Source organism: Streptomyces sp. NPDC056361 (assembly GCF_042262805.1).
Lineage (GTDB): Bacteria > Actinomycetota > Actinomycetes > Streptomycetales > Streptomycetaceae > Streptomyces.
This window is the reverse complement of sequence record NZ_JBHJQI010000001.1, coordinates 70,029-86,951: the sequence shown is the minus strand read 5'-3', so window position 1 is coordinate 86,951 and position 16,923 is coordinate 70,029. Positions and strand designations below refer to the sequence as shown.

Below are 16,923 nucleotides of genomic sequence, written 5' to 3'. Positions count from 1 at the left end.
CCCCCACGCCCCCGCTCTCCTCCCGAGCCCCGGTTCGGGGACGCGGGGAGGTTTGCCGGCCGGGCCGGGCTCACGGCGTCCAGGTCACCCGGTGCTCCGCCAGGTGGGAGAGGACCGCGTGGTTCGCCTCCCAGCCGTCGGGGAACGACACCGCCGCGCCCAGCTGGACCGGCTCCGTCGACGGGTGCTCGTCGAGGAGTTCGGCCACGCCCGCCCGGCAGACCACCACGCAGGCGTGCCGGTGCCGGGAGGCGAGGACGCACAGCCGGCCCGTCTCCAGATGGAAGGCGGTCGCGTCCGGGCGGCCGGACAGCGGATGGAGGACGACCGTCACGTCGTACTCGCGCCCCTGGAGCCGGTTCGCGGTGTCCACCGTCACCCCGGTGACGCCGAGCTCCGCGAGCGCGGCCCGGACCGCCGCCGCCTGGTCGCGGTGGGCGGTGCCGACCGCGACCCGGTCCGGCGTCAGCGGAACCGGATGCTCCGACTGCTCCGAGACCGCGGTCCCGCCCCGGTCGAGCAGCCGGCGCACCACGAGCGCGACCGCGCCGACCGCCTCGGGGTCGGTCCGCGGGGTGTGCCGGGCCGGCAGTTCGAGCAGCCCCCAACCCGACTCGGCCGCCTCGTCGAGGACCCGGTCGGGACCCGAGCCGTCCGACGGCACCGAGAACGAGAGCGAGCGGTCCCCGGGCCCGGTGCCGCTGCGGAACGGCGTGAACGGGTAGAAGGCGTCCGAGACCAGCGGCGCCGCCGAGGCCGGCAGCCGCCACGACACCGGCAGCCGGTGCTGCGGCAGCTCCGGATTGTGCGCCAGGAGCGTGGAGACCGCGCTCGCCGACGGGTCGTACGAAAGCCCCGCCCACTGCTCCGCGCCCACCACCGAGAACGGGTCGAGCTGCCCCGGGTCGCCGACGAACAGCGCCCGCTCGAACAGCCCCGCCACCGCGAGCAGCGCGTCCGAGCGCATCTGGTACGCCTCGTCGACGATCGCGTGCGCCCACGGCTCGACGTTCTTCACGTGCGCCCACTTGGCCGAGGTGGAGAGGACCACCGGCAGCCCGGCCAGCTCACTCGCCTTCGCCGCCTTCCGCACGTTGTCCAGGGCGTCGAGCGCCTTGTCGTACGGGTCGCTGTCGCTGGAGTGCAGCCGACCCACCTCCAGGTCGGGCTCCTTCGCCGCGAGCCGCAGCACCAGGTCGTCCACCTGCGCGTTCGTCTGCGCCACCACCATCAGGGGGCGGCCAGCGGCGGCCAGTTCGAGGGCCGCGCGCACCACCAGGGTCGACTTCCCCGCGCCCGGCGGGGAGTCGACGACGACACCGCGCGACGAGCCGTGCAGGGTGTCCGCGAGGATGCCGGCCGTCGCACGGCCGGCCTCGGCGGAGGGATCGAACACGGTCACGCTCACAGCACGTCCTCGGGGGTCACGGCGTCGGGCAGCTCCACGGCGTCCGTCCGGGGCGGACCGCCGTGCGTCCAGGGGGTCTCCTCCGGATCGGGCAGCTTCGGACCGACCCGCTGCTCGTGCTCGAACAGCGTCCAGGCGATCCGCTCGCCCTTCTCCGGCACCGAACCCTCCGCCGGCTCCCTCGACCGGCCCATCCGGTCCAGCACCCGGAGCAGCAGCGAGCCGTCCTCCTCGTACCCCACGAACTCCGCCGCCTGCGGCTTCCCGCCGAGCGAGCGGAACACCCTCGTCTTCTCGCCCAGGTGCGGCCGGTCGTCCGTGCGGACCGTGACGAGCGGGCGCGGCGCGGGCCGCTTCGACTCCGTCCAGGCCATCGTCACCTCGACCACCTCGGCGGTGAACGCCTCGCCCGCGAGCCGCCGTCCGGCCAGCACCAGCGGGTCGTCCAGCGCCTCCTGCGCCTCCAGCTGCCCCTGCGCCTGCTCGCGGGCGGCCAGCTTCGAGGCCGCCGTCACGGCGTCGTCCCGGCGCGGCTGCGGCGGCTCGCCCGCGGCGACCCGGTCGCGGTGGGCGGTGAACGACCAGCGGTCCCGGGTCCAGCGGTCCTCGACCCTGGCCCCCTCCGGCAGCTCCCGCAGCAGCCCGATCGCCCGCCACACCGCGTCCCAGGTCGGCTTCAGCTGCGAGACGACCAGCCGGCGCAGCTCCCGCTCGGCCGCGTGCAGTTCGCCCAGCCCCGCGTCGGCCGCCTCGCCGTCCTCGGCCGCGCCCACCGCCTGCCGGGCCCGGTCGTACCGCTCGATCGCGGGCGCGAGGAGCCGGTTGTCGAAGGCCGGGTCGGTGGCGGGACCGGCCGGCGGGCACAGCAGCTGCCCCTGGGAGTCCCGGCCCACCTCGGCCCGCAGCGCCGCCTCGGCGCCCGGCTCCCCGTCGTACGGATCGATCCAGGCGAGCAGCGCGCCCAGGTGCTGGTCCTCCAGGGACGACTGGCCGGTCGCCCAGTGCCGGTTGAGCAGGTCGGTCGCCGCGAGCAGCAGCGAGGAGCCGGGCACCCGGGCCCGCTCGCCGAAGTGCGTCAGCCAGCGCCCGAGCAGCGGCACCCGCGGCGGCGCGGGGAACGGCGTCTCCGGATCCTGCTCGGCCGTCCGCCGGAACCGCGTCGACCGGCCGAGCAGGCGCACGTACTCCACACCCGCCCGGCTCGGCACGATCAGCTGCGGCGCGTCCGCGCACAGCTCGACCGCGACCTTCACCTTCCTGCCGGTCTCCGCGTCCACCTCGTTCCGCTCCACCGCCTCGACGGCGCCCGTGAACGAGTCGACGTACGGCAGGACCTCCTCCGCCAGGTCGGCGAGGAACGCGAACCGCAGGTCCCGGTCCCGGGGCTGGGGCACCACCAGGAGCCGCGGCTCCTCGGGATCGGTGCCGACCAGCGCCCCCAGCGGCGCGCCCGCCTCACCGGCCGTCGTCAGCGGCACGAGCACGAGCGGCCGCTCCGCGAGCCGCCGGTGCCGTACGGTCGCCAGCGGCTGCGCCCGGCCCGACTCGACGGCCTCCATCCGGGCCAGCATGGAGATCAGCGACATGCCGGGTCCCCCGTTCCGGTCAGGGACTCCCGGCCGGGGGTCCCGGCCGTCGACAGCGCCTCCTCGCGCAGCGCCCGCGCCCGGCGCAGCGCCGCCACCGCCGGGTCCCGCGGGTCGCCCTGCTCGCCGCGCGCCGCCGCGAGGACCGCGCCGACCGTCGTCAGGCCGCCGAGCTCGGCCCGTACCGAACGGCCCAGGGTCTCCACCGCGTCGGCCTCCCGGGCCCGGGACCGGCAGTGGAAGGCCAGCTCGCAGGCGGCCAGGCACTCCGGCGCGTACTGGTGGGGCACGCACTCCACGGACCGCGCGAGCTCCTCGGGCGAGCGCTCCACCACGTCGAAGCTGACGCCCTCGGGGAGGGCGCCCGCGATCTCGTCGATCCGGGTCAGCCGGTCCAGCTGGCGCCGGGTGACCGACCGCTGCTTGCGCACGTCGACGACCGAAGCCGTCGGCACGTTCGAGAAGTCCTTCGGGCAGACGAGGACCACCGAGTGCGCGACCCGCGCGCCCTCGGTGCGGGCCGCCACCCGTTCGAGCGCGAGCACGTAGACCGCGGCCTGCCGGGCCGCCGCGCCCACCTTCGCGGCGTCGGCGGAACCGTCGATCATCGGGAACGACTTGATCTCCACGACCGTCCACCCGCCGTCGGGGCGGACCACCACGGCGTCCGGCTCCAGGTACACCGGCGAGCCCGCCACCTCCAGGGCGAGCAGCGGATGGTCGAGCAGGGTCCAGCCGCCGGAACCGGTCGCCTCCCGCAGCGCCAGCGCCGTGCGGGCCGTCCGGCCCTCCGGTCCCGCCGCCGCCAGATCGGGCACGGAGACCCCGTCCGGCTCGTCGGCGCCGATCAGGCGCAGCAGCTCGCGGCCGCCGTCCGCCTTCACCTTCGCCTCGAAGGAGTTGCCGCGGACGATCGCGAACTGGGACTGGCCGAAGGGGGCCGGGGAGCCGAGCTTCGCGGCCAGGGCGGACTTGTCGACCCCGGCGCCGTCGAGCAGGGCCCGTCGCCGGCAGCCGGGGTTGGCGGCCAGCGCCGCGAGGGCCCGCGCGTCCAGCGGGCGCGGGACGACGGTCGGTCCGCGCAGCTCAGCGAGCAGCGTGCGTGTCGTCTGCGGCGGTAGGGACGGACCGCTGTCCGGGGATGCGCTCACCCGCGGAAGTCTCCCATCCGCCACTGACAACCGGGGGAGCTTCCGGTTCCCCGCGCCACCGCCCGGCGGCCCGGAGCAGGGAGGGGGCGAGGAGCAGCCCGGCGCCCATGACGGCCACCCCGGCGACCGCGTCGAGCAGGTAGTGATTGGCGGTCCCCATCACGACCAGCGCGGTGACCAGCGGATACGCGACGCCGAGGGCCTTCGTCAGCGGCGTCCGCCCGTACCGCCAGAGCATCACCCCGCACCACAGCGCCCATCCCACGTGCAGGCTGGGCATCGCCGCGTACTGGTTCGTCATCCCGCCGAGTCCGCGCGGCGCGCTGGCCTCGCCGCCCCACCAGCCGTACGCGCTGAAGTGCGCCATCGTGTCGGTGAAGCCGTACGCCGGGTCGAGCAGCCGGGGCGGGCAGGTCGGCAGCAGGGTGAAGCCGACCAGGCCGAGCAGGGTGGAGGCCATCAGCCAGGTGCGGGCGGCCCGGTAGTGCGCGGGGCGGCGCCGGAACAGCCACACGAGGATCGCCGGGGTCACCAGGTAGTGCAGGGAGGCGTACGCGAAGTCCGCCGGGATCCCCAGCGCCGGGACGTCCGTGAACAGCCGGTTCAGCGGGTGCTCGGCGTCGATCCCGAGCGCCTCCTCCGCCCTCAGGATCGCGAGCCCGTGCTCCACGGCCGTCGCCTCGTCGCCGCGCACGAGGAGCCGCCCGCCCGTGTACGCCGCGTAGACGACGGCCAGCAGCGACAGCTCGGCCCACCACCGTGGCTTGCGCATGGATCGGTCCCCCCCAACTGTGTCCGCCCCGGGGGAGGGACGCCGGACGCCGCCGGGGGGTTGCCCGGACGTCACCGCGAATTCGGTTGGGCGATGATGGGAGAGGCACGTCCCCGCACCGTGAACCCCTGGAGCGTCCTTCCCATGGCACCGCGCATCCTGCTCGCCCGGCACGGCCAGACCGAGTGGTCACTTCTCGGCCGGCACACCGGCAGGACCGACATCCCGCTGCTCGACGAGGGGCGGCGCGGCGCGAAGCTGCTCGGCGAGCGCCTGCACCGCGGGCCCTGGCAGGGGCTGCCCGGCGTGGAGATCCGCACCAGCCCGCTGGTGCGGGCCGCCGAGACCTGCGAGCTGGCCGGCTTCGGCGAGCGGGCCGAGCCGTGGGACGCGCTCATGGAGTGGGACTACGGGGCGTACGAGGGGATGACCCCACCCGAGATCCAGGCCGTCCAGCCCGGCTGGTTCATCTGGCGCGACGGCGTCCCCGAGGGCGAGACCCTCGCGCAGCTCTCGGACCGTGCCGACGAGATCGTGAACTGGGCCCGCTCGGCCGACCGGGACGTCCTGGTCTTCGCGCACGGCCACATCCTGCGCTCGATCGGGGCCCGCTGGCTCGGCGAGGACGTGTCGTTCGCGGCCCGCATCCGCCTCGACCCGACGAGCCTCTCGGTCCTCGGCTGGGCGTACGGCGACCCCGCGATCGAGCGATGGAACGACACCGGCCACCTGGAGTAGCCGGAGCCGGCGGCCCGCAGCGGGCCGCCGTACCGGACGGCCCGGACACCGGCACGGGGCCTCAGCGCGATCCGATGACCCGGTCGGTGTCGGCGAGCAGGCCGCGGATGCGGGCCGAGGCGATGCCTTCGAGGGAGTCTGCCACCCGCCTCGCCTCCACGGCGGCCTCGTCCGGGCGCCCGGCGTGCGCCAGGTCGTTGGCGAGGTGGGCGCGGTAGAGCGCGAGGTTCCGGGCGAAGTGCGGGTTCTGCAGGACCGTGGCCCGGTGGGCGTGGCGAGCCGCCCGGCCCCACTCGCCGAGCGCCGACCAGCACTGCGCCTCCAGCGCCTCCCGCTCCGGCTCGCCGAAGAAGGACATCCACTCGGGGTCGCCGTCGGCCGGGCCCCGGTCGAAGTGGCCGTGGGCGCGGCCGAGGGCCTGCTCGCAGGCCGAGCGGTCGCCGAGCCCGGCCCACGCGCCCGCCTCCCGCAGCGACAGCAGCGACAGCAGCCGGGCCGAGTCGAGCGGTTGGGCCGCCCGGAGCCCGGCCTGCGCCGCCCGTACCGCCTCGCGGTAGCGGCCGGTGTCCCGGGCCAGGAACGACGTGTTGCAGAAGGCGTGCGCCTCCAGGGCCGCGTTCCCCGCCACGCGCGCGGTGGCCAGCGCCTCGGCGTAGTGCGAGCGCGCGTCGTCGTGCCGGCCCGAGTCGTGGGCCAGCCAGCCGACCGAGAGGGAGAGCTCTCCCGCGCCCGCGTGCAGCCGGTCCTCGGTGGAGCGGCGGGTCATGGTGCCGGTGTCGAGCAGCGCGTACGCGGTGCGCAGCGGCTGGGCGGCGACCCTGTAGAGCCCGTCGGCGCCGTGCCGGTCGTCGAGCAGGCGGATCTGCCGTACGGCGTCCTCGACGGCCCGCACCTCGGTCTCGCCGATCCGGTGGGTGCCGCGGGGGGCGGGGATCGCGACGGCGGGGCCGCCGAGTCCCAGCGAGGCGGCCGCCAGGGTGGCGGAGCCGCTCGTCATGAATGCGCGACGCAGCACGTCGCTCTCCTCATCGTTCCGGGTGGTGATGGTGGCGGGAGGCGCTGCCCCGGCCGGGACGGCCTGCCGCCGGCCGCGCACCGTCTCCCGCGCGGAGAACCCCAGGTCGGCCAGGCCGAGTCCGGGGAACATGTGCAGGAAGACCCGCTCGTACGCGTAGTTGGGGCAGCGGATCTCGCCCGCCTCCACGCGCCCGATGTAGCGGGCGTCGCACGCGACCTGTTCGCCGATCTCCCGCGCCGCCCGGCGGACCACCGCCGCGAACTCCGCCGGCGAGTGCTGTCCGCGAAGCCGGCGGAAGGCGAGATTGGGAACTGCCCGTGACGTCGCCATGGCGAGCCCTCTCCTGGTGCTGCCGGGTGTCCGGCGGCAAGAACGTACCTGCTGTGACCGGATGCGTACGCTGAGTTTGGCTACAAATCGGATATCTCGCCTGCGATCTGCCATGAACTGCCATCCTTTGCGGCGGCATGGCGCCGTAGCCGTTGACGCGGACGGGCGTTGAACCGTAAAGGAGAGACGGCACGTGTCTCCTCAGGAGCGAGGAGGGGTCCCATGTCGGAGATCGGTTCGCAGTCGGCCACGCGGCACGCATCCGCCCCGGACGGCGACGCCTCCCAGCCCGCCGCCGAACCCTGGGACCTGGTCACCGTGCCGGTCCGGCAGGGCCTGGAGGCCGTCGACATCCTGCGGCGCGGCAGCGCCCCCGCCGTCGGCCCCGTCGTGCACGACGGGACCTGCGACACCCTGGGCTTCCTGGTGCCGCCCGGCACCGCCGCCGCCTGGGACATGCCGGGCAGCGCCTGTACGCGGACCTCGGGACGCGGCCTGCGCCTTCCCGAGCTGCCGGAGCTGCCCGAGCCCGCCGGTGACACGCCCCGGCCGGCCGGCTGGCTGCTGCCCCCGGGCGACACCGACCCCGTCACCGACCCGGTCGTCCTGCGCGAGGCGCTCGGCGAGGCGGCCCGGCTCATCGAGGCGGCCGACGGCTGCCGCTGACCGGCCCGCCCCCGGCCCCATCTCGGGCGGGTCCGTCCCGAGTGCGCCGATAATGGGGCCGTGGCCAGGAACAAGCAGCGTGACCGGGCGGCGGCGGCCGTCCCCGTCGTCGAGACCGTCGACGGCGGACTCGCCGAACTCATACCCGACCGGGAGCGCCCGCGAGGCTGGACGCTGCTCATCGACGGCGCCCCGCAGTCGCACGTCGACCTGGACGACCCGGCCCACCTCGCCTTCGAGTACCAGCGGCGCCTCGGGCACATCGCCGACCTCGCCGCCCCGCCGAACCGGCCGCTCCAGGTCGTGCACCTCGGCGGCGGCGCCTTCACCCTCGCCCGGTACGTCGCCGCGACCCGGCCCCGCTCCACGCAGCAGATCGTGGAGCTCGACGGGCCCCTGGTCCAGCTGGTCCGCCGGGAGCTGCCGCTCGACGCGGGAGCCCGCATCCGGGTCCGCTCGACCGACGCCCGGGCCGGCCTCGCGAAGGTCCAGGACGGCTGGGCCGACCTCGTCATCGCCGACGTGTTCAGCGGGGCCCGCACCCCGGCCCATCTGACCAGCACGGAGTTCCTCGCCGAGGTGCGGCGGGTGCTGCGGCCCGGCGGCTTCTACGCGGCGAACCTGGCGGACGGCCCGCCGCTGACCCATCTGCGCGGCCAGATCGCCACGGCCGCCGTCGTCTTCCCCGAGCTCGCGCTGACCGCCGACCCGACGGTCCTGCGCGGCCGCCGCTTCGGCAACGCGGTGCTGCTCGCCTCGGACACGCGGCTCCCGGTGGCCGAGCTGACCCGCCGGGTCGCCACCGATCCGCACCCGGGCCGGGTGGAGCACGGGCGGGCGCTCGCCGACTTCGCCGGGGGAGCGGTGCCGGTCACCGACGCGAGCGCCAAGCCCTCGCCCGTACCGCCGGCGTCCGTCTTCCGCTGAGCCGGCCGGGTCTCAGGTGGCCCGGTCCTCGATCTCGACGCGGGGCGCGCTGTCGTGCCAGAGGCAGAAGACCGACAGTTCGCGGCCGTCCTTGGTGAAGGTGACCCGGATCCACGTCGGCTGCTTCCACACCTGCATCTGCCAGCCGGAGGCGGGCGTCGCCGAGACCAGCTCGGCCGAGGTCTCCCCGAGGTCGAAGGTGACCCGGCCGCCGTCGACCGGATAGCTCTTCACCCCGGACCCGAAGTCGGAGCCGGCGCCCGGGGCGGACGTGGTGGGAACCGCCGCCGAGCTGGGCCGCGGGTCGCGGGGCGGGCGCGACGACGGGGTGGCGGCGGTCGTGCGGTTCGCGGTCGGGGTGGCCTTGGGGGCGGCCGGGGCGGAGGGCTCGGCCGACTCGGGGCCGCGGCTCGACGAGGCCAGCGGGTCGCTGCCGGAGGCGGCCGTTCCGACGCTGGCGCCGGCCGGCAGGGGCAGCGCGCGCGGGGGGTCGTAGACGGTGCCGGACAGCACGGTGTGCACTCCCCACCAGGACAGGGTGACCGCCGCGCCGGTGGCGAGCGACCAGGCCAGGGCGTGAACGAGTCCTCTTCGCACCGGGACATAGTGCACCACCCGGCCGGGGGCCGTACCGGGGGGTGGAGATTGCTCTCGGGTTCCCCCGAATGGCGTACGGTGCGCCCCATGGCAAGTGTGCTCGTGGTCGAGGACGACCAGTTCGTGCGCTCCGCCCTCATTCGGCAGCTGACCGAGGCCTCCCACACGGTACGGAGCGTCGGCACGGCCCTTGAGGCGCTGCGCGAGGTCGCCCATTTCCGCTTCGACGTCGTGATCCTGGACCTCGGTCTGCCCGATCTCGACGGGTCCGAGGCGCTCAAGATGCTGCGCGGGATCACCGACGTGCCGGTGATCATCGCGACGGCCCGGGACGACGAGGCGGAGATCGTGCGGCTCCTCCACGCCGGCGCGGACGACTACCTGGTGAAGCCCTTCTCGGTCGACCACCTGTCCGCCCGGATGGCGGCCGTCCTGCGCCGGGCGCGGTCCTCGGCGGGGGACCTCCCGCCGTCGCGGGCGATCCGGGTCGGCGGGCTCACCGTCGACCCGCTGCGCCGTCAGGCGGAGCTGGACGGGGCGCCGTTGGACCTGACCCGGCGCGAGTTCGACCTGCTGGCCTTCCTCGCGGGGCGGCCCGGTGTGGTCGTGCCGCGCAAGGAGCTGCTCGCCGAGGTGTGGCAGCAGTCGTACGGGGACGACCAGACCATCGACGTACATTTGTCATGGCTGCGGCGGAAACTGGGTGAAACGGCCGCCCGGCCCCGCTATCTGCACACCCTGCGCGGGGTGGGCGTGAAGCTGGAGCCGCCCCGGGAGCCGCAGCCGTGAGATGGGCGCTCGTCAAGGTGTCCCTGGCCGTCACCGTGATGGTCGTCGTCGCCTTCGCCGTACCCCTCGGGCTCGTCGTGAAGGAGATGGCCCGCGACCGGGCGTTCTCCAACGCCGAGCGGCGGGCCGCCGGGCTCGCCCCGGTCCTCGCGATCACCACCGACCGCGACGAGCTCGACAAGGCCGTCGCCACCACCGAGGACGGGTCCGTCGGACGGCTCGCCATCCACGTGCCCGCCGCGGAACCCGGCGGGACGCCCGTCGAGATCGGCACCCGGCGGGCCGACGCGGAGGAGCTCGACGCGACCCGCAGCCTCGGCCGGGCCTCCATCGCCGAGGTGCCGGGCGGCTTCGCGCTGCTCCAGCCCACCGCGCTCAGCAGCGGCCAGGTCGCCGTCGTCGAACTCTTCGTCCCCGAGGGCGAGGTGACCAACGGGGTCGCCACCGCCTGGCTGGTCCTGGCCGGGGTCGGCATCGCCCTGATCGTGGGCTCCGTCGCCGTCGCCGACCGCCTCGGCGTCCGCATGGTCCAGCCCGCCCAGCGGCTCGCGGGCGCCGCCCACGACCTGGGCGAGGGGCGGCTCGGCGCCCGGGTGCCCGAGGAGGGGCCGCCGGAGCTCAAGTCGGCGGCCGTCGCCTTCAACTCGATGGCCGACCAGGTCGTCCAGCTCCTCGCCAACGAACGCGAACTGGCCGCCGACCTCTCCCACCGGCTCCGCACCCCGCTGACCGTGCTCCGGCTCAACGCCGCCTCGCTCGGCTCGGGTCCGGCCGCCGAGCAGACCCGCGCCGCCGTCGAGCAGCTGGAGCGGGAGGTCGACATCATCATCCGCACCGCCCGGGAGGCGAAGCCGCAGACCCAGGCGACCGGGCCCGGCGCCGGCTGCGACGCCGCCGAAGTGGTCCGGGAGCGGATGGAGTTCTGGTCGGCGCTGGCCGAGGACGAGGGCCGCCGGGTACGGGTCGCGGGCGTCGAGCGCCCGGTCCGCATCCCGGTCGCCCGCCCCGAACTCGTCGCCGCGCTCGACGCCCTGCTCGGCAACGTCTTCCGCCACACCCCCGAGGCCACCGCCTTCTCCATCGACGTCCACAACGGCGACGACGCCGTCATCGTCCTGGTCTCCGACGCCGGTCCCGGCATCGCCGACCCGGCCGCCGCCCTGGCCCGCGGCAACAGCGGCGCCCGGGCCGGCTCCACGGGCCTCGGCCTCGACATCGTGCGGCGGATGGCCGAGGCCACCGGCGGCGACGTCCGCATCGGGCACTCGGTGCTCGGCGGCACCGAGGTCCGCGTCTGGATCGGCCTCGACGGCCGCCGCGGTGCCGAGGCCGGCCGGCGCGGACACCGCCCGGCCCGGCGCAGGCGCGGCGGAACGGGGACCCGGCGGGCCGTCGACGGCTGACCGGGACGGTGTTCCCGGCGCCGAACCTTTCCTGGTTCCGATGCCTTCCTTAAGCGGAGCGTAAGAATCCCAACCGGCGCCCCCGGAAGCCCTTTTGTCCGGTTTCCAGTCGCTAGCGTGCTGCCGCACCCCACCACCACCCCCGGCACGCAGAGGCAGGCACGCGATGGGTACGAGTTCGCACCGGCGCAGGGCGACCACCAGGACCAAGGTCGTCGGCGCGGCCGTCGCGGCGGCCGTCGTCGGCGGCGCCGTCCTCGCCCTCACCGGCACCGCCCAGGCCGCGGCCGTCGGCGCCGCGTACACCAGGACCAGCTCCTGGACCGGCGGCTACACCGGCCAGTACGTCATCACCAACGAGACGTCCGCCGTCCGGACCGGCTGGACCCTGGAGTTCGACCTCCCGGCCGGCACGACCATCGGCTCCCTCTGGAACGGCGAGCACACCGTCTCCGGCCGGCACGTCACCGTGACGCCCGCGAGCTGGAACCGGCAGCTGGCGCCCGGCCAGTCCGTCACCGTCGGCTTCGTCACGGCCGCCGCGGGCGAGGCCGGCGACCCGGCGAACTGCCTCATCGACAAGGCCGCCTGCTCGGCCGGCGGCCCCGCCCCCACCCCCAGCGGCCGCCCCACCGAGCAGCCCACCGCGACCGCCACCCCCTCGGCGACCGCCACCGTGAAGCCCACGCCGACCGCCACCGCGAGCCCGAAGCCCACCGCGACCGCCACGGCGACCCCCACCCCCACGCCCACCGCGACCTCGACGGGGGCACCCGCCGGAGCCGCGAAGTACGCCCCGTACGTCGACACCTCGCTCTACCCGGCGTACGACCTGCTCGCGACCGCCGACGCCACCGGCGTGAAGGAGTTCAACCTCGCCTTCATCACCTCCGGCGGCGCCTGCGCCCCGCTGTGGGGCGGGGTCACGGACCTGGCGAACGACAAGGTCGCGGCCCAGATCGGCGCCCTGCGCGCCAAGGGCGGTGACGTCCGCGTCTCCTTCGGCGGCGCCGCCGGCCACGAGCTGGCCCTGAACTGCTCGACCTCCTCGGCGCTCGCCGCCGCGTACGGCAAGGTCGTCGACCAGTACAAGCTGACCAAGGTCGACTTCGACATCGAGGGCGCGGCCCTGCCGGACACCGCCGCCAACACCCGCCGCTCCCAGGCGATAGCCCAGCTCCAGAAGACGCACCCGGGTCTGAACGTGTCCTTCACGCTGCCGGTCATGCCCGAGGGCCTGACCCAGCCGGGCGTGGACCTGCTCGCCGACGCGAAGCGCAACGGCGTCCGCGTCGACGCCGTCAACATCATGGCGATGGACTACGGGCCGGCGTACAGCGCCGACATGGGCACGTACGCGATCCAGGCCGCGACGGCGACCCAGGCCCAGGTCAAGGGCGTCCTCGGGCTCTCCGACGCGGCCGCCTGGAAGGCCGTCGCCGTCACCCCGATGATCGGCGTCAACGACGTCGCCAGCGAGGTCTTCAAGGTCGACGACGCCACCCAGCTCGTCGACTTCGCGAAGTCCAAGGGCATCGGCTGGCTCTCGATGTGGTCCTCCACCCGCGACAAGCAGTGCGCGGCCGGCGCCGTGAACTACGCCGACGCCACCTGCTCGTCGATCCTCCAGCAGCCCCTGGCCTTCACCAAGGCCTTCGCCGCGTACAAGTAGCCCCCTCACCCCTCCCGAGCCCCCACACCCCCACACCCCCCCACACCGCGCGCCCCGGTCGGAGCCACCCCACCCCCGACCGGGGCGCGCACCCCTTCCCGCCCTCCGCTAGGGCCTGGCCTTCCACTCCTCGGCGTAGTCGTGGAAGATCGCCCGCAGGTGGTGGCCGATCTTCAGGTAGTCGAGGTCGTCCAGGTTGGCGAGCGAGACGCGCACCGACCACTCGGGGCCGTCGAAACCGCCGCCGTTGAGGAGGACGACGCCGGTCTGCTCGGCCAGGCGGAACAGCGGGTCGACGGGCTCGTAGCTCTTCTCCAGGAAGTCCGCGAAGTCCTTCCCGTGCACCCGCTCGGCCTCCGCGAGCAGGTCGAGCTCGATGTAGTACGCGGCCCGCTCCGGGTCGTCGGCGATCTTCATCCGGGCGCCTTCGAGGAGCAGGCCGAGGCGCCGGCGCACGATCTCCCGGATCTTCTCCTTGTAGGCCCGGCCCTCCTCCAGCATGGCGAAGAGGGAGAAGAGCGACATCATCACCTGCTGGGGCAGTGAGAGCCCGGCGGTGTGGTGGAGGGCGACCTGCCGGGAGTCGGCCACCAGGCGGTCGATGAACCGGATCTTCTCCGGCTCCAGGCTGAGGGACCCGTACCGCCTGTTCAGCCGGTCCTTCTCGGTCTGCGGCAGGTCCGCGATCATCCCGTCGACCACGTTGTCGTCGTGGAGGCCGATGACGCCGAGCCGGTGGCCGGTGCAGCCGAAGTGCTTGGAGTACGAGTACACCAGCAGCGTGTTGCGCGGCAGGTCGGCGGCGAGCGAGCGGAAACCCTCCACGAAGGTGCCGTAGACGTCGTCCGTGACGATCAGCAGGTTCGGGTTCGGGCCGGCGACGATGTCCTTGATCTGGTCGGTGACCCGGCGGCTGAGCGCGAGCGACGGCGGGTTGGACGGGTTGACGACGCAGACCAGCCTCACCGACGGGTCGGCCAGCTTGGCGACCTCCTCGGTCGGGTAGCGCCACTCGCGCACGCCCGTCTCCGCGAAGAGGCTCGCGTGGACGGTGACGACGTCGAACGCGTACGTGTCGAGCTCGGGGATCTCGATGTACGGGGTGAAGACCGGCACCATCAGGGCGATCCTGTCGCCCTTCCTCAGGACTCCGTTCTTGACCAGGGAGTCGAAGACGTAGCACATGGCGGCCGTGCCGCCCTCGGTCGCGAAGAGCGACAGCGGGCCGGCGGGCGGGCGCTTGTCGAACAACTCGTCGTGGACGTAGCCGCGCACGATCTGCTCGGTGTGGGCCAGGATCCGGTCCGGCACGGGGTAGTTGTCGCCGATCGAGCTGTCGGTCAGCTCGTGCACGAAGGCGTCCTTGTCGAAGCCGAAGCGTCGGATCGCGTACTCGACGCAGTCCCGCAGGAGTTCGATGCCGGGCAGGTCCGGGTGCCGCCGCACGAAGGCGTCGAAGCGGGCGCCGGAGCCGGCGAGCTCGGGCATGCCGCCGAGGTCGTCCGCAGTCCACACCCGGCGCGACTCGGAGAGCGCGAAGTGGCCGAGCGTGAAGAACGCCTCGCGGGGGCCGGTGGCGATCCAGTTCGGGTTGCCGCGGCCCGCGTTGAGCATCTGCGTCTGCGACTTCCCCTTCTGACCGGGCCTGTCGGCCTGCGCGGCCTGCGCGATCCGGATGAACCTGTCCTTCAGCTCGAACGGTGAGAGCTGCGCGAAGGACTGGATCTCCTGGCGGGTGAACGTGGTCTTGGGCACGGCGGGTCCTTGGTGAGCCGGTTCGGGGTGGTCGCGCGGAACTTCCGTCCACCCTCACGCGACCCAAGGCGGACGAAACGTGAAGATCACGGACACAAGGGGGAAGTTAACAGGGCGCGCCGACCGTGGTGGACCATTGCCGCGCCGTACGAGTGAACGATTTCGGACCGGTCCGATCGGAGGCGTGCGCGCAGCTCAGCCCTTCACCGCGCCCCGCATCACCCCGCCCACGATGTGCCGCCCGAACAACGCGAGGACCACGAGCAGCGGCAGCGTCCCCAGCAGCGCCCCCGCCATCACCACCGACTGGTCGGGGACCGCCCCGCGCCCCAGGCCCGTGAGCGCCACCTGCACCGTCGGGTTCCCGGTCTGCGTCAGCGCGAGCACCGGCCAGAAGAAGTCGTTCCAGGCCGCCACGAACGACAGCATCCCGAGCACCGCCATCGCCGGGCGCGCCGCCGGCAGCACCACGTGCCACACCGTCCGGACCGTTCCCGCGCCGTCCATCCGCGCCGCCTCCAGGAGCTCCGACGGCAGGGCCCGCAGCAGGTGCTGGCGCATGAAGAAGACGCCGAAGGCCGACACGAGCGACGGCAGGACCACCGCCTGGAGCTCGTCCGTCCAGCGGAGCCGCGCGATGAGCAGGTAGAGCGGGACCACCCCCAGCTGGGGCGGGATCAGCATCGTGGCGCCCACGAGCAGGAGCAGCGTGCCCCGGAGGCGGAACCGCAGCTTGGCGAAGGCGAAACCGGCGAGGGTGGAGAACAGCACGGTGCCGGCCGCGACCGCCCCGGCCACCACGGCGGTGTTCGCCAGCGCCTCGCCGAGCCGGGCGTCGGTCCAGGCGATCTCCACGTTCCGCGGCAGGTTCCGACCGAACCGGAAGGGCGGCGGGGTGGCCGCGAGCCGGGTGTTGGTCCGCGAGGCCGCGACCGCCGTCCACACCAGCGGGAAGAGGGAGACGGCCGTGAACAGCGCGAGGAGGGTGTACGTACCCCAGCCGGCCCGCACCGTCCTCATCGCGACCACCCCCGGCGCACGGACCCCCGGCGACCGGAACCCCGGCGCACGGACTCCCGATGACCGGACCCCCGGCGCACGGCCCCCCGTCGACCGGACTCCCGGCGCGCGAGGCCCGCCCGCAGCAGCCGGACCGCGCCGAACAGTACGACCAGGACGAGCAGCATGGTCCAGGCGATGGCGGCGGCCCGCCCCAGATGGAGGTTCACCCAGCCCTGCTCGTACAGGTAGAGGCCCAGCGTCTGGAACTGGTGGTCCGCGCCGCCCGTCGCCCCGCCCCCGCTGCCGAACAGCAGCGGCTCGCCGAAGAGCTGCATCGCGCCGATCGTCGACACCAGCACCGTGAAGGCGAGCGCCGGCCGCAGCCCCGGCAGCGTCACGTGCAGGAACTGGCGCAGGCGCGAGGCCCCGTCCAGCGACGCCGCCTCGTACAGCTCGGGCGGGACCGTCTGCATCGCCGCCAGGTAGATCAGCGCGTTGTAGCCGGTCCAGCGCCAGATCACGATCGACGCCACCGCGAACTTCGACGCCCACGGGCCGTTCTGCCAGTCGACCGGGTCGAGACCGACCAGCCCGAGCGCCCAGTTGGCCATCCCGTGGTCCCGGCCGAAGAACAGCGCGAACACCAGGGTCGCCGCCGCCACCGACGTCGCGTACGGGGCGAGCGCCACCACCCGGAACACGCCCCGGCCCCGCAACCGCACGTCGAGCAGGTGCGCCACGCCGAGCGCGAGCAGCAGCTGGGGGACGGTGGCGAGGACCCCGATGGTCACCGTGTTCGCCAGCGCGTTCCAGAAGAACTCGTCGCCGGCCAGGCGCGCGTAGTTGTGCAGCCCCGCCCACTCCCGCTCGTCCGGCGCGGTCAGCTCCATCCGGTACAGCGACGCCCAGGCGGTGGCGGCCAGCGGGAACACCCCGAAGGCGGCGAAGAACACGAAGAACGGAGCGACGAGCACGTACGGGGTCCACCGCGATCCCGTCCGCGTGCGCCGGGGCGCGGAACGGCGCTGCGGACGGCGGGCTCCGGCGGCCCGGCCGTGCGGGCCGGGCCCGTGCGCGGAGCCCGCCGCGGTCCTCGTCACCGGCATCCC

Annotated in this window: 15 protein-coding genes; 6 read left to right on the top strand and 9 right to left on the bottom strand. The window is 74.5% G+C overall.

From position 1 onward, the window contains the following. Positions 1-70: 70 nt before the first annotated feature. Genes ACFCY7_RS00350 through ACFCY7_RS00335 form a run of 4 tightly spaced genes read right to left on the bottom strand, consistent with a single transcriptional unit; the run spans position 71 to position 4,917 of the window. A complete protein-coding gene (locus ACFCY7_RS00350) occupies positions 71-1,408 on the bottom strand; it encodes an AAA family ATPase (RefSeq protein ID WP_376480201.1) in 1,338 nt (445 codons plus the stop codon). Then, the gene (locus ACFCY7_RS00345; protein ID WP_376480200.1) at positions 1,405-2,994 is read right to left on the bottom strand and encodes a hypothetical protein; all 1,590 of its coding nucleotides are present in this window, start codon (positions 2,992-2,994) and stop codon (positions 1,405-1,407) included. Before ACFCY7_RS00345 ends, ACFCY7_RS00350 begins: the two co-directional genes overlap by 4 nt. After that, entirely contained in the window at positions 2,985-4,145 is a 1,161-nt protein-coding gene (locus tag ACFCY7_RS00340) for a hypothetical protein (RefSeq protein WP_376480199.1), read from the bottom strand. Before ACFCY7_RS00340 ends, ACFCY7_RS00345 begins: the two co-directional genes overlap by 10 nt. Then, positions 4,081-4,917, bottom strand: coding sequence for a phosphatase PAP2 family protein (locus ACFCY7_RS00335; protein ID WP_376480198.1), 837 nt, complete (start codon positions 4,915-4,917; stop codon positions 4,081-4,083). The genes ACFCY7_RS00340 and ACFCY7_RS00335 overlap by 65 nt, the downstream gene beginning before the upstream one ends. Positions 4,918-5,061: 144 nt before the next feature. Here ACFCY7_RS00335 and ACFCY7_RS00330 point away from each other — a divergent pair, with 144 nt between their 5' ends. Next, positions 5,062-5,655 (top strand): histidine phosphatase family protein, encoded by a 594-nt coding sequence (locus ACFCY7_RS00330; RefSeq protein WP_376480197.1) that lies wholly within the window; start codon positions 5,062-5,064, stop codon positions 5,653-5,655. A 61-nt stretch (positions 5,656-5,716) separates the two neighbouring features. Here ACFCY7_RS00330 and ACFCY7_RS00325 read toward each other — a convergent pair whose 3' ends face one another. Next, positions 5,717-7,003, bottom strand: a complete 1,287-nt coding sequence (locus ACFCY7_RS00325) for a tetratricopeptide repeat protein (RefSeq protein ID WP_376480196.1) — start codon at positions 7,001-7,003, stop codon at positions 5,717-5,719. Between the two features lie 222 nt (positions 7,004-7,225). Here ACFCY7_RS00325 and ACFCY7_RS00320 point away from each other — a divergent pair, with 222 nt between their 5' ends. After that, a complete protein-coding gene (locus ACFCY7_RS00320) occupies positions 7,226-7,669 on the top strand; it encodes a hypothetical protein (protein ID WP_376480195.1) in 444 nt (147 codons plus the stop codon). Between the two features lie 60 nt (positions 7,670-7,729). Next, the gene (locus ACFCY7_RS00315; protein ID WP_376480194.1) at positions 7,730-8,596 is read left to right on the top strand and encodes a spermidine synthase; all 867 of its coding nucleotides are present in this window, start codon (positions 7,730-7,732) and stop codon (positions 8,594-8,596) included. Positions 8,597-8,608: 12 nt separating this feature from the next. On the opposite strand, the gene ACFCY7_RS00310 is transcribed toward ACFCY7_RS00315, so the two are convergent. Then, complete coding sequence (locus tag ACFCY7_RS00310) at positions 8,609-9,193, bottom strand: hypothetical protein (RefSeq protein ID WP_376480193.1); 585 nt, start codon at positions 9,191-9,193, stop codon at positions 8,609-8,611. A gap of 87 nt (positions 9,194-9,280) precedes the next feature. Between ACFCY7_RS00310 and ACFCY7_RS00305 the strand changes: the two genes are divergently transcribed. From ACFCY7_RS00305 to ACFCY7_RS00295, 3 genes are all read left to right on the top strand, one after another. Continuing rightward, positions 9,281-9,982, top strand: a complete 702-nt coding sequence (locus ACFCY7_RS00305; RefSeq protein WP_017237144.1) for a response regulator transcription factor — start codon at positions 9,281-9,283, stop codon at positions 9,980-9,982. Next, positions 9,979-11,385: an ATP-binding protein gene (locus tag ACFCY7_RS00300; protein ID WP_376480192.1), complete on the top strand. Its 1,407-nt coding sequence runs from the start codon at positions 9,979-9,981 to the stop codon at positions 11,383-11,385. Before ACFCY7_RS00305 ends, ACFCY7_RS00300 begins: the two co-directional genes overlap by 4 nt. 166 nt (positions 11,386-11,551) lie before the next feature. Continuing rightward, positions 11,552-13,057 (top strand): cellulose binding domain-containing protein, encoded by a 1,506-nt coding sequence (locus ACFCY7_RS00295; protein ID WP_376480191.1) that lies wholly within the window; start codon positions 11,552-11,554, stop codon positions 13,055-13,057. 108 nt (positions 13,058-13,165) lie between these two features. Here ACFCY7_RS00295 and ACFCY7_RS00290 read toward each other — a convergent pair whose 3' ends face one another. From ACFCY7_RS00290 to ACFCY7_RS00280, 3 genes are all read right to left on the bottom strand, one after another. Further along, complete coding sequence (locus ACFCY7_RS00290; protein ID WP_376480190.1) at positions 13,166-14,812, bottom strand: bifunctional aspartate transaminase/aspartate 4-decarboxylase; 1,647 nt, start codon at positions 14,810-14,812, stop codon at positions 13,166-13,168. 195 nt (positions 14,813-15,007) lie between these two features. Next, positions 15,008-15,832: a carbohydrate ABC transporter permease gene (locus tag ACFCY7_RS00285; RefSeq protein ID WP_376480189.1), complete on the bottom strand. Its 825-nt coding sequence runs from the start codon at positions 15,830-15,832 to the stop codon at positions 15,008-15,010. Then, complete coding sequence (locus ACFCY7_RS00280) at positions 15,829-16,920, bottom strand: carbohydrate ABC transporter permease (protein ID WP_376480188.1); 1,092 nt, start codon at positions 16,918-16,920, stop codon at positions 15,829-15,831. Before ACFCY7_RS00280 ends, ACFCY7_RS00285 begins: the two co-directional genes overlap by 4 nt. Between the last annotated feature and the right edge of the window lie 3 nt (positions 16,921-16,923).